Annotated in this window: 10 protein-coding genes; 2 read left to right on the top strand and 8 right to left on the bottom strand. The window is 70.4% G+C overall.

Translation table 11 applies throughout. From position 1 onward, the window contains the following. Nucleotides 1–5 precede the first annotated feature (5 nt). The 6 genes from ABIC25_RS01940 to mqo are packed head-to-tail and all read right to left on the bottom strand — an operon-like array spanning nt 6 to nt 7,792. Nucleotides 6–1,619 (bottom strand): GAF domain-containing sensor histidine kinase, encoded by a 1,614-nt coding sequence (locus ABIC25_RS01940; RefSeq protein WP_354559699.1) that lies wholly within the window; start codon nt 1,617–1,619, stop codon nt 6–8. Then, nucleotides 1,619–3,100 carry a cobyrinic acid a,c-diamide synthase CobB gene (locus ABIC25_RS01945; RefSeq protein ID WP_354559700.1) on the bottom strand — a complete coding sequence of 494 codons (1,482 nt, stop codon included), beginning with the start codon at nt 3,098–3,100 and terminating at the stop codon, nt 1,619–1,621. The genes ABIC25_RS01940 and ABIC25_RS01945 overlap by 1 nt, the downstream gene beginning before the upstream one ends. After that, nucleotides 3,094–3,711 carry a cob(I)yrinic acid a,c-diamide adenosyltransferase gene (cobO, locus tag ABIC25_RS01950; protein ID WP_064571085.1) on the bottom strand — a complete coding sequence of 206 codons (618 nt, stop codon included), beginning with the start codon at nt 3,709–3,711 and terminating at the stop codon, nt 3,094–3,096. The genes ABIC25_RS01945 and cobO overlap by 7 nt, the downstream gene beginning before the upstream one ends. 42 nt (nt 3,712–3,753) lie before the next feature. Then, on the bottom strand, nt 3,754–5,742 hold the full coding sequence (locus tag ABIC25_RS01955) for a VWA domain-containing protein (RefSeq protein WP_354559702.1): 1,989 nt from the start codon (nt 5,740–5,742) through the stop codon (nt 3,754–3,756). Then, nucleotides 5,739–6,218, bottom strand: a complete 480-nt coding sequence (locus tag ABIC25_RS01960; protein ID WP_004572256.1) for a GNAT family N-acetyltransferase — start codon at nt 6,216–6,218, stop codon at nt 5,739–5,741. Before ABIC25_RS01960 ends, ABIC25_RS01955 begins: the two co-directional genes overlap by 4 nt. 47 nt (nt 6,219–6,265) lie before the next feature. Then, entirely contained in the window at nt 6,266–7,792 is a 1,527-nt protein-coding gene (gene mqo / locus ABIC25_RS01965) for a malate dehydrogenase (quinone) (protein ID WP_064571083.1), read from the bottom strand. 198 nt (nt 7,793–7,990) lie between these two features. On the opposite strand from mqo, the gene ABIC25_RS01970 reads away from it, so the two are divergent. Both ABIC25_RS01970 and mtr read left to right on the top strand, forming a co-directional pair. Then, a complete protein-coding gene (locus ABIC25_RS01970) occupies nt 7,991–9,019 on the top strand; it encodes an alpha/beta hydrolase (protein WP_354559703.1) in 1,029 nt (342 codons plus the stop codon). After that, on the top strand, nt 9,016–10,413 hold the full coding sequence (mtr, locus tag ABIC25_RS01975) for a mycothione reductase (protein WP_354559705.1): 1,398 nt from the start codon (nt 9,016–9,018) through the stop codon (nt 10,411–10,413). Before ABIC25_RS01970 ends, mtr begins: the two co-directional genes overlap by 4 nt. Nucleotides 10,414–10,436: 23 nt before the next feature. On the opposite strand, the gene ABIC25_RS01980 is transcribed toward mtr, so the two are convergent. Together ABIC25_RS01980 and ABIC25_RS01985 are read right to left on the bottom strand one after the other, a co-directional pair. After that, the gene (locus ABIC25_RS01980; RefSeq protein ID WP_064571096.1) at nt 10,437–11,240 is read right to left on the bottom strand and encodes an alpha/beta fold hydrolase; all 804 of its coding nucleotides are present in this window, start codon (nt 11,238–11,240) and stop codon (nt 10,437–10,439) included. Between the two features lie 68 nt (nt 11,241–11,308). Next, entirely contained in the window at nt 11,309–12,856 is a 1,548-nt protein-coding gene (locus tag ABIC25_RS01985) for a cobyric acid synthase (RefSeq protein WP_354559706.1), read from the bottom strand. Nucleotides 12,857–12,935 lie beyond the last annotated feature (79 nt).

Below are 12,935 nucleotides of genomic sequence, written 5' to 3' on the forward strand. Positions count from 1 at the left end.
GCGAGCTATCCCAGGAGAGGTACGGACCAGGTGAGCGTCGTCCCGTCCGTGCGTGTGAAGACGCTGAACGTCCCGTCGCAGTCCTCGGCCCGCCGCGTCAGGTTCTCCAGTCCGCGATAGGTCACGTCGGCGCCGATGCCGATGCCGTCGTCGCTGATCTCGACCGTCAGCACGTCGTCGGCGGTCACCGAGACCTCGATGTGCTCGGCCCGCGCGTGCCGCAGCGCGTTGCTCAACCCCTCCCGCAGGACCGCGTCGATGTGCGGTCCGAGGGAATCCGGCACCACCGTGTCGACCGGGCCGTCGAACTCCACGCTCGGGGAGATGGATGCGTGCCCGGACAATTCGGCGACGATGTCGAGGACCCGCCGTCGCAGTGTCGGATCGGCATCGGGTCCATACGCCGTCTGCAGGTCGAAGATCGAAGTCCGGATCTGCGCGATCGTGCGGTCCAGATCGGTCATGATCTGTTCGAGGCGCGCGGTCGCGGCAGCCGGGTCGGTGGTCCCGGCCAGCAGCGTCTGGACCGACATCCCCACCGCGAAGAGTCGCTGGATGACGTGATCGTGCAGGTCGCGGGCGATCCGGTGCCGGTCTTCGAGGACCTCCAGATCGCGGGCGATCTGCTGCTGCTCGGCGTAGACCACCGCCAGTGAGGCGACTTCGGCGACACCCGCGAGACCGGCGATCTCCTCGTCGTCCCAGTACGGCCGTTTGCGGTGGGTGATGAGCATCCACCCGAACGCCCCCGAGGCGCGCTGGAGCGGCTGCACCGAGGTCCAGCGCGCGCCGTGGCGGATGAGCGAGTCGGCGATCTGACCGGCTCGCTGCACCCGCAGGGCCGTGGCGTCCGGCGCGATGAAGGTGTCGACCTCGACCGGGTCACCGGTGTGACCACGCAGTTCCACCTGTCCGGCCAGCTCGGTGAACAGGTACACGTCGACGGCGCCGACCAGATCGGCGACGTCGGCACACATGCGGGACATGGTGTCCGACAGCGCGATTCCGGCGAGCGGCTCCGACCCGCGCCGGGCGAGGACCTGCATCCAGCGGTGCCGGGTGCGGGCCCGCTCGAACAGGCCCGCATTGTCGACGGCGATCCCCGCGGCGACCGCGAGCACCGCGACGACGGTCTCGTCGACCTCGGAGAAGTCCTCCGCGGACCGCTTCTCGGTCAGGTAGATACTGCCGAAGACCTCCCCGCGCACCATGATCGGCGCCCCGAGGAACGTGTGCATCGGCGGGTGGTTCGGCGGGAAGCCGACCGAGGTCGGGTGGGCGCCGAGGTCGTGGATGCGGTGCAGGCGGGGGTCGTCGATGAGCAGGCCCAGCACCCCGCGTCCGACTGGGAGGTGCCCCATGGTGGCCCGCTGGGCATCGGTGATCCCGATGTGCACGAACTCACTCAGGCCGCCGTCGGGACCGCGGACGCCGAGGGCGCCGTACTGGGCATCGACCAGCCCCGCTGCGACCTCGACGATGCGCTGCAGCGCCCGGTCGAGTTCGACGCCCTGCCCGACGACGAGGACCGCCTCCAGCAGTTCCCGGAGCAGCGCCGGGTCGTCGGCGCCGTGGTCGGCCAACGCGTCGAGCGTCTCCCGGAGCCGATGGTCGAGCATCAGGACATCCCGGCGGTGTTCCCGGCCCGCGACGCCGACCTCGCCGGGGACACCGCGGCGGCACGAGAGACGAAGCGGCACAGCGCTTCCGGAATCGATGCGGGGTGCAGGTGCAGATAGGAGGCGTGCACCGAGGAGGTCGTCACCCCGTGCGTCGAAGCCCGGCCGGCCGTGTCCCGCCACGCCCAGGCGGGTGCGAGCGCCCCGTCCCCGACCCCGCTGCGGTGGAATTCGTGGCCGGTCACGCGTTCGCCGGTCCGGAACAGGACCGAGTCGCTCACGGCGACGGCGTCGCGATAACCGAGTGTCAGGGTGGGGCCGAAGTGGCCGGGGATGTCGAGGACGCCGCTCATCGGGTGCCCGTCGAGCTGCTCGCACAGGTACAGCAGACCCGCGCATTCGGCGTGGATCGGTCGGCCCGCGGCGGCATGCGCGCGGAGGTCGGCGCGCAGCACCTCGTTGGCGGCCAGCGCCTCGGCGTGTTCCTCCGGGAAGCCACCACCGATCACGACACCGGCCGCGTCGGCCGGCAGCCGGTCCACGAGCGGGTCGAACACGACGACGTGCGCGCCGGCGGCCGTCAGCATCTCGGCGTGCTCGGTGTAGCCGAAGGTGAACGCCGCTCCCCCGGCGACGGCGATCACCGGTGACCCGGTCGGATCAGTGGGGCGATGGGGCGCAACGGCTTCCGCCGCCGACCACGGCGTCGCGTCGGGTGTCGACCGGCCGCGGGCGGCGGCGACGATGGCCGGGAGATCGAGGGCACCGCGCAGGTGCTCGGTCATCGCGTCCACCGCCGCGACCGCATCGGCATTGCGTTCGGCGGCCGGGATCAGGCCCAGGTGGCGGGAGGGCACCGTCAGCGACGGGTGACGGCGCAGCACGCCGAGGACCGGCAGTCCCACCCGCGCGGCCGCCTGCCTGAGCACCATCTCGTGACGCGGCGAACCGACCCGGTTCAGGATCACGCCCGCGATCGACACCGAGGGGTCGTAGGACAGGAATCCGTGCAGCACGGCGGCCAGCGACTGGCTGTGGCCCGCGGCGTCCACGACGAGGATCACCGGCGCGCCGATGATCGACGCGACGTGCGCGGTGGACCCGACACCGAGGGAGCCGTCCTCGTCCGCGGTGCCGGAGTCGACGATGCGGCCGTCGAACAGGCCCATCACGCCCTCGACGACCGCGATGTCGGCGCCCGCGGCGCCATGGGCGAAGAGCGGCGCGATACGGTCGGCGCCCACCAGATTCGGGTCGAGATTGCGCCCCGGCCGGCCGGCCGCGACGGCGTGGTACCCGGGATCGATGTAGTCCGGACCGACCTTGAAGGGCGCCACCCGGTGACCGGCCGCCCGCAGGGCACCGATGAGGCCGGTGGTCACGGTCGTCTTGCCGCTGCCGGACGACGGCGCGGCGATCACGACGGCCGGCGTCGAACCGGCGGCTGGAGCCCCGGTGGTGGCCCCCGTGGGTGTCACCATTCGATCCCCTTCTGCCCCTTGCGGCCGGCGTCCATCGGGTGGGCGATCTTGCGCATCTCGGTGACCAGATCGGCGGCGTCGACGAGTTCGGCCGGCGCGCGCCGGCCGGTGATGACCACGTGCTGGCGTCCGGGACGTCGGGCGAGGGTCTCGACCACCTCGGTGGTGTCCACCCATCCCCAGTGCAGCGGGTAGGTGAACTCGTCGAGGACGTAGAAGTCGTGTTCGCCTGCGTCGAGACGGCGGGCGATCTCGGCCCACCCCGCCTGCGCGGCGGCGGCGTGGTCGTCATCGTGGTCGGAGTTGGCGCGCAGCCACGACCAGCCCTGGCCCATCTTGTGCCACTCGACCGGACCGCCGGCACCGGTCTCGGCGTGGACCCGATCGAGGGCGAGCATCGTCGACTCCTCCCCGACCTTCCACTTCGCGCTCTTGACGAACTGGAACACCGCGACGCGCATGCCCGCGTTCCACGCGCGCATCGCCATGCCGAAGGCAGCGGTCGACTTGCCCTTGCCGTCGCCGGTGTGCACCGCGAGCACAGGCTGATTGCGGCGCTGTCGCGTCGTCAGCCCGTCGTCGGGGATGCTGACCGGAACTCCTTGGGGCACTCGACTTCTCCTCGCGCTGTCAGTGGTCGGTTCGGTGGCGGGTCAGGCCGCCCCGCGTGCGGGTGCCGGTCCGGTGAGGGCGGTGGCCGACAGTTCGTCCATGGGGATCAGGCTCGCGCCGAGGTGGGCCGCGAGATCGCCGGCCAACCCGAGCCGGACCATTCCCTGCTCGCAGTCGACGACCACGGATCCGATGCCGCGCCGCCGGATGCCGTCCGCGGCCTCCCGTGCGCGTGTCATCGCGCTCCGTCCCGACGCGTCACGGCCGGACGTGGCCCGCCCGTCGGTGAGCACCACGAGCAGCGGCCGCCGGTCGGGTTCGGCGCGGCGACACCGCTGCACGACGTCGGCCGCCAGTTGCAGACCCTCACCGAGGGGCGTCCGGCCACCGGTACGGATCTCCTCCAGTCGGCGCACCGCGATCTCGACCGACTTCGTGGGCGGCACCGCGAGTGTCGCGGCGGACCCCCGCGCGACGACGACGGCGACGCGGTCGCGGCGGGTGTAGGAGTCGCGCAGCATCTCCACGCACAGCTCGGACACCGCGGCCAGCCGCCGCCGGGCGGTCATCGAACCGCTGAGATCGACCACGAACACGACCAGGTTCGACTCCTGACCGATCCGCTGCGCGGACCGCAGATCCGGGGCGGCGATCCGAACACTGCCGGGCCCGGTCCCTTGCTCGCGTCCGGCGGCCCGGCCGGCGGCGGCGAGGACGGTGCCGAACAGGTGGACCGGTCGGGCGGCGTCGAAGTCGACGGCGTGGGTGGTGTGCCCGCGGCGGCTGCGGGCCTTCGAGCGGCGGCCCGGGTCGCCGTCGCCGAGGCCGTCGACGCGCAGGGTCCTCAGCCGGCGACCGGTGGGGGCCGACGCCGCGCCGAATGCGGGGCCGGGTGCATGCTGCGGGGCGTCGTCGGTGTCGGGTGCATCGGCGGCCTCGGGTGCGGCATCGGGTGCCGTGCCGGCCTCGGGTGCCGCCGGCGGCTCGCCTCCACCACCGGGCGGTGGCGTCTCGGGTGGTCCCGGGTCGTCGTCGGGCGTCTCGGGTCCGGCTGCTTCGTCGCCCGCCGACATGGCCTCGTCGAGCTGATCCTGGGTGAGCCCGGATTCGTCGAAGGGATTGCGGCGCCTGCGATGTGGCAGCGCGAGCTCGACAGCCGCGCGGACATCGACGTCCTCGACCACGTCGGCACCGCGCCAGGCAGCGTGCGCGAGCGCGGTCCGCGCCACGACGATGTCGCCGCGCAGGCCGTCGACGTCGAGGTGCGCACAGATCCCGGCGATCCGCCGCAACTCCCGGTCCGGGAGGCTCACGCCGCCCACTGCGGCCCGCGCGGTCGCAATGCGTTGCGTCAGTTCGTGTTCGGCGTCGGCGTGGGCGGCGACGAACGATGCCGGATCGGCGTCGTAGGCCATCCGCCGGCGCACCACCTCCACGCGTTCGTCGACCTCGCGACCGGCCGCCACGTCGACGGCGAGCCCGAACCGGTCGAGCAACTGCGGACGGAGCTCGCCCTCCTCGGGGTTCATGGTGCCGACGAGCACGAAATCGGCGGCCTGCGTGTGCGACACGCCGTCGCGCTCGATCGTGACCCGCCCGCTCGCCGCCGCATCGAGCAGCACGTCCACGAGATGGTCGGCGAGCAGATTGACCTCGTCGATGTAGAGGACCCCGCGGTGCGCACGGGCGAGCAGACCGGGAGTGAACTCCGCGCGGCCGTCCCGCAGCACCGAGGTGAGGTCGAGGGAGCCGATCACCCGGTCCTCGGTCGCGCCGATCGGCAGCTCCACGACGCGGCCGGCGGACTCGTCCGCCGCCCCGGGGGAACTCAGCAAGGGGCCGAGTCCACGGACGATCGTCGACTTCGCGGTGCCCTTCTCGCCGCGGATCAGGACACCTCCGATGCCCGGCGAGATGGCCGAGAGGATCAGCGCGAGTTTGAGCTGCTCCTGGCCGACGACGGCGCTGAAGGGGTACCGCACCTCAGCAGGTGGACCGGCAGGGGCGGGAGGTTCACCGTAGGGGGTCATCGCGACCCGGCGCGGAGCATCGACACGTGGGGTATCCCGTCCTCGAGGTAGTCCTCGCCGTCGCGGGCGAAGCCGAACTTGCCGTACATGTCGGTCAGGTAGGCCTGTGCCTCGATCCGGCACGGCCGGTCCCCGACCTCGTCGAGCGCCGCGGTCATGAGGGTTGACACGAGACCGTGGCCCCGATGGTTCCGCTCGGTGCACACCCGCCCGATCCGGAAGACCTGACCGCCATCGGCCTGCGGTTCCTCCAGCAGACGCAGGGTGGCCAGCACCGACCCCGCCTCGCCGGACCCGTTCTCGTCGGTGATCCAGAACTGTCGCGTGGTCGGTTCCAGATCCCGTCCGTCGAGTTCGGGGTACGGACACGCCTGCTCGACGACGAAGACCTCGACCCGCAGCCGCAGTATCCGATACAGCGTGGCTGCGTCGATGTCATCGGCCAGGGCGCGATGCACCCGCGGTTCGGAGATCATGTGTCGTGGTTAGCACACAACGCGACCGGACTTCATCTCGCGAGAGATCAGCCGGCGGTGGCGGGGGCGAGCCGACCCGTCTCGGCCGGGGTCTCGGTCCGCTCGGTCAGCTGCAGGGACTTGTTCGTCCAGTCCCAGACCTGGCGGTACAGGTCGCGGTTGCCGTTCAGCTTCTGGCCGAAGGAAGGGATGATCCCGGACAGCTTCGACGACCAGCCCGCGTACTCCTTCGGGAAGCACTGCTCGAGAACCGAGATCATCGCCGGGACGGCGGTCGAGGCACCGGGGGATGCACCCAGCAGACCGGCGATGGTGCCGTCGCCTGCGGCGACGACCGCGGTGCCGAACTCCAGCTGCCCACCCACGCCGGTCTTGCGGATGACCTGCACGCGCTGGCCGGCGGTGATGAGCTCCCAGTCGGCGCCGAGCGCGCGGGGAACGAACTCCGAGAGCGTCTTCACCCGGTCGGCGGGGCCGGCGGCGAGCTCGCTGATGAGGTACTTGAGGAGTCCGAACTCCTTCGGTGCGATCGACACCATCGGGAGCAGGTTGCCCGGCTTGATCGACGCGGGCAGGTCGGTGATCTTGCCGCTCTTGAGGAACTTCGGGGACCACCCGGCGTACGGACCGAACAGCAGGCCGGGCTTGTGGTTGATGACCCGGGTGTCGAGGTGGGGCACCGACATCGGCGGCGCACCGACGGCGGCCTGTCCGTAGACCTTCGCGTGGTGCTCGGCGACGAGATCGGGGTTGGTGCAGCGGAAGAACTCGCCGGACACCGGGAACCCGCCGAATCCCTTGGCCTCCTTGATCCCCGACTTCTGCAGCAGATGCAGTGCGCCACCACCGGCACCGACGAAGACGAACTTCGCGTGCACGGACAGCTTCTCCCCGGTCCGCCCGTTGCGGACCTTGACGATCCAGCTGCCGTCGGACTGCTTGGACAGGTTGGTGACCGAGTGGCCGAAGTAGATGTCGGCGCCCTGTGCGACGTAGTTGAGGAGTTGCTGGGTGAGCGCGCCGAAGTCGACATCGGTGCCCTGATCGAACCAGTTCAATGCGACCGGGTCGGCGAAGTCGCGCCCCTGCGACATCAGCGGCAGCCGCGCGGTGAACTCGGCGGGGTCGTCGATGTACTCCATGCCCTCGAACAAGGTCTGCGTGGCGAGATTGTCGTAACGCTTGCGCAGGTACTTCTGCCCCTCCGCGCCGTGCGTGAACGCGACGTGCGGGATCGGGTTGATGAACTCCGACGGGTCGCCGAGGATGCCGTTGTCGACCGCATGGGCCCAGAACTGGCGCGAGACCTGGAACTGCTCGTTGATGGTGAGCGCCTTGTCGATGTTGACGTCACCGTCGGCGGTCTTCGGCGTGTAGTTGAGCTCGCAGAGCGCCGAGTGGCCGGTGCCGGCGTTGTTCCACGGGTCGCTGCTCTCCGCGGCTGCCGCGTCGAGCTGCTCGAACAGGCTGATCGACCAGTCGGGCTGCAACTGCCGGAGCAGTGCACCGAGGGTGGCGCTCATGATTCCCGCACCCACCAACGCGACGTCGGTCGTGATCTCCGTTTTCGACACCTGGACTCCACTTCACCTGGTGGGACACTGTGACCTGAGTTCGTCGCGGCACGTCGTCCCGGATGGCAACTTCTTCTACCGGGCACTTCTCGCCCGATCCTTCTCAACCGCCATTGTCCAGCATGGCATGTCCCCCGACAGAATCGACCTGCGCAACTGTGTGCTGCACGACACCTGAGCAGTCGGTGACCTGTCACTATGCTGGCTGCCGTGAGCGCATCCGACGCCGCCGACTGGCGGCCCGACCGATTCCTCGAGGACTACCGGCAACGCGTGCTCCCGCTGGGCCCCGACCCCGACGGCGAGTCGCCGGTCACCGCAACCCTGGTGCGCCGAGCCGAGACGTCACCCGCACGCGGTGCGGTGCTCTACGTCCACGGCTTCACCGACTACTTCTTCCACGAGCCGCTCGCCGACTTCTTCGTCGACCGCGGTTACGCGTTCTACGCCGTGGATCTCCGCAAATGCGGACGGTCACGCCAGGCGCACCACACGCCACACTTCACCACCGACCTCGCGATGTACGACGAGGAGCTCAACTCCTCGCTCCGGATCATCCTCGGCGAGGTCGGCACCGATTGTCGGGTCGTGGTGGCCGGCCACTCGACCGGCGGTCTCATCACCGCGCTCTGGCTCGACCGGCTGCGGCAGCGTGAGCCCGACCTGCACGCCGCGGTCGACGGGCTGCTGCTCAACTCCCCCTGGTTCGATCTGCAGGGCGATGCGATCCTGCGCACGCTCCCGGTGACCATGCTCATCAAGGCGGTCGCCGCCGTCGCGCCGACGAGGGTGATCCCGAAGGAACTCTCGCAGGCCTACGGCGAGAGCCTGCACGACAGCGCCCACGGCGAGTGGAACTACGACCTGTCGGCGAAACCGCTGGGCGGCTTCCCGGTCACCTTCGGGTTCCTCGACGCGGTCCGCACCGGGCAGCGGCGCCTGCACCGCGGCATCGACGTCGGCGTTCCTGCACTCGTGTTACGTTCGGACAAAACGCATTTCGCCCGGACCTACTCCGCGTCCACCGATCACGCCGACGCCGTCCTCGACGTCACCCACATCGCCCGCTGGAGCGGCTGTCTCGGCGGCCGGGTGACCGCGGTGCCGATCCCCGACGCCCGGCATGACGTATTCCTGTCCGTCCGGCACGCTCGTGAACACGCGTATCGCGAGGTCGATCACTGGTTGTCCGCCGTCCTCTCAACCGAAAGCGAGAACCCCCTATGACCGCCACACAGGTCGTCGACCTGGCCATCATCGGCTCCGGGAGCGGCAACGCGATCCCCGACGACCGGTTCGCGGACAAGACCCTCGCGATTTTCGAGGAGGGCGTCTACGGCGGCACCTGCCTCAACGTGGGCTGCATCCCGACCAAGATGTTCGTCTACGCCTCCGAGGTGGCCGAGATCGCCACCCACGGCGCCCGCCTGGGCGTCCACGCGAAGGTGGACTCGGTCGACTGGCCGGGGATCGTCGAGCGCGTGTTCGGCCGCATCGATCCACTGTCGCAGGGCGGCAAGGAGTATCGCGTCGACCGGTGCGAGAACATCACCGTGTACGACTCCCACGTCGAGTTCGACGGACGCGACGACGACGGCCGCTATCGACTGGTCACGCGAGACGGCGACACGGTCCTCGCCGCCGAGGTGGTGCTCGCCGCCGGGTCGCGCGCGGTCATCCCCGACGTCATCGCCGACTCGGGTGTCACCTACTACACCAACAACGACGTCATGCGTCTGCCCGAGCTGCCCGAACGCCTGATCATCGCCGGGAGCGGTTACATCGCCGCCGAGTTCGCGCACGTCTTCGGCGCACTGGGCTCACATGTGTCGATCATCGCGCGCGGACCGGCACTGCTGCGCAAGCAGGACGCCGACATCTCCAACCGCTTCACCGAGGTCGCCCGGGAGAAGTGGGACGTCCGGCTCGAGACCACGATCACCGACGCCGAGAACCTGCCCGACGGCGGTGTGCGAGTGGAGCTTTCCGACGGCACGACGATCGAGGCCGATGTGCTCCTGGTCGCGACGGGGAGGCAGCCCAACGGCGACCGGCTCAACCTCGACTCCGTCGGCATCGAACTCGACGACGAGGGCCGGGTGCGGTGCGATCAGCACGGGCGCACCGCCGCGCGCGGCGTGTGGACGCTCGGCGACGTCAGCTCGCCCTACCAGCTCAAGCACGTCGCCAACCACGAGCAGCGGGTCGTTCAGGCCAATCTCCTGAAAGGCTGGGACGCAGCCGATCTGGATGCGTTCGACCACCGGTTCGTGCCGGCTGCGGTGTTCACCCACCCCCAGATCGCATCGGTGGGCCTGACCGAGGGAGAGGCCCTCGACGCCGGCCTCGACATCGCCGTCAAGGTGCAGGCCTATGGCGACGTCGCCTACGGCTGGGCCATGGAGGACACCACCGGATTCTGCAAGCTGATCGCCGAGCGGGGCACCGGGAGGCTGCTGGGCGCGCATCTCATCGGCCCGCAGGCACCGACCGTCATCCAGCCGGTCATCCAGGCGATGCACTTCGGACAGACCGCACACGAGTTGGCGCGCGGGCAGTACTGGATCCACCCGGCGATGCCCGAGGTCCTCGAGAACGCACTGCTCGGGCTCCAGATCTGACCGAGCGGCGATCGCCGGGCGGCTCAGAAGATCGTTGAGCGCAGCGCGATCTCGCTGGCGAGGGCCGGAGCCGCGTGCTGCGGGATCCAGTGGTCCACGCCGGCGAGTTCGCAGAAGCGGAAGTCGCCGTAGACGTACCGGCCGCTACCCTGCGCCTGTTCGCGGCCCAGCGCGGTGTCGGCGTCGCTCCACAGCAGCGTCGTCGGGATCTCCACGGGCGGGCATGCCATCGTCGCCTTGATGTCGCCGGTGAAGTTCGCGCGGTACCAGTTCAGCGCCGCGGTCAGCGCCCCCGGCTCCCGGAGAGGGGCGAGCTCGTCCGCGGTGATCCCGACGGCCCGCAGCTCCGCCCCGTCGTCGGCGAGCAACTTCTCCTCGGCCCCGTCGGCGACGAAATCGAGGATGTACGACGAACGTTCACGCTGATCGCTGCCGACGAGCGCGTCGCGCATGGCCGACGGGTGCCCGGTGCTCCCGACGACGAGTCCGGTGAACCGGTCGGGATACTTCCCGGCGAGGTGCCACGCGACGATGCCACCCCAGTCGTGTCCGACCAGGATCGCGTAGCCGATGCCCAGCGCGTCGAGCACACCGATCACATCGGAGACGAGGTGGGTGAGGCGGTAGTCGTCCACCTCGGCGGGTCGCGCGCCCGGGCTGTATCCGCGCTGATCGATCACCAGGGTGCGCAGACCCGACTCGTGCAGGCGCGGGAGGACCTGGTCGTAGCAGCTTCCGTTCACCGGGAAGCCGTGCAGCAGCAGAACCCACGGACCGGTCTCCGGTCCCCCGATCCGGACGTCGAAGGTGAGGCCGTTCACGGTCACCTGCGTGGCTTCAGTCATTGGGCCACGATAACCCGGCCGGCACCACCCGTCGACGGTGGCCGCAACGCCTAGAAGGCTTCGAGGTGGTGCCGGATGATCGGCGGATTGTGTGGCGGCCCTTGTTCGATGAGGCGCGTCACGGCGTCGAGGTCGAGGTGGTCGGTGACGAGGTCGGCCATCTGGTCGACCTGCCGTCGGCGTTCGGCGTCGACGTCGGTGTCCGGTGCCACACGGAATCCGCGCACCCCGGCCTCGGCGGCGACGTCGACGAGCAGACGGCGACGGAAATCGTTGCACGCGAGCAGTCCGTGCCAGTGCGTACCCCGCACGGCTCCGCGGACCGCACCCTCCGGTCCGTACCTGTCGTCGACGATCCAGGTGTCCTCCGCCGACCGGACCACGCGGCCGTGATGGATCTCGTAACCGCTGATCGGGCCGCCCCCGGTGCCGGTGACCTGCCGCACGGTCTTGTCGGTGTGGAACTCGATGTCGAGGTCGAACAGCCCCAGTCCCGGCACCCGCCCGCGACCGGATTCCACCCGGTCGTCGAGCGTGCGCCCGAGCATCTGGAAACCGCCGCAGACGGCGACGATCGGACGGCCGTGAGCGGCGCGTTCGCTCAGCGCCTCGCCGATGCCGCGCGCCCGCACCCACTCGAGATCGGCGACGGTGGCGCGGGTGCCGGGCACGACCACGAGGTCGGCGGCCGCGACCCCGGCCGGGTCGTCGACCCAGGTGACGTCGACTCCCGGTTCGCAGGCGAGCGCCTCGACGTCGGTCGAGTTCGAGATCCGCGGCAGGCGGATGGCCGCGACCCGTAACCGGGCGCCCGGGGTGGAGCCGGACTCGGTGAACGACCGTGGCGGCCCGACGCGGCGCCCGACCGGCGCGGGGAGGGAGTCCTCGGCGTCGAGCCACAGGTCGTCGGCGAACGGCACCACGCCGAGCGTCGGCCGTCCGGTGATCGCCTCGACCTGGCGAAGCCCGGGTTCGAGGATCGACGGGTCGCCGCGGAACTTGTTGATCACGAAACCCGCGATCAGCGCCTGATCGGCGTCGTCGAGAACGGCGGTGGTCCCGAACAGGTGGGCCAGCGATCCGCCCCGGTCGATGTCGGTCACCAGCAGCACGGGGAGACGTGCCGCCTGGGCGAGACCGAGATTCGCGATGTCGTTGGCGCGCAGATTGATCTCGGCGACCGAACCCGCACCCTCGCAGATGACGACGTCGAAATCCGCACGCAGACCCGCCAATTCGTCGGCGACGACGGCGCGCAGACGCGCCCGCCAGGCCAGGTAGTCGGCGGCGCCGACGTCACCGGCCGGCCGGCCCCGGAGGATGACGTGCGAGCGGCGGTCACTGCCCGGTTTGAGCAGCACGGGGTTGAACCGGGTGGACGGTTCGAGCCCGCATGCGAACGCCTGCAACGCCTGCGCGCGCCCGATCTCGCCGCCGTCGAGGGTGACCACCGAGTTGTTCGACATGTTCTGCGCCTTGAACGGCGCGACACGCACGCCCGTCCGGCTCAGCGCCCGGCACAGTCCGGCGACGATCAGGCTCTTGCCGGCATCGCTGCTGGTACCACCCACGAGCAGCGCGCCACCGAGTCCGTCCACCCGAACAGCGTAGTGGTCCCGGGACACACCGCCGGATGGCGCCGACCCCAGTGGCGTCGTTCACACGACACACCGTTCG

Origin of the sequence: Gordonia sp. PvP123 (assembly GCF_040547295.1) — a bacterium.
GTDB classification, from domain to species: domain Bacteria; phylum Actinomycetota; class Actinomycetes; order Mycobacteriales; family Mycobacteriaceae; genus Gordonia; species Gordonia terrae.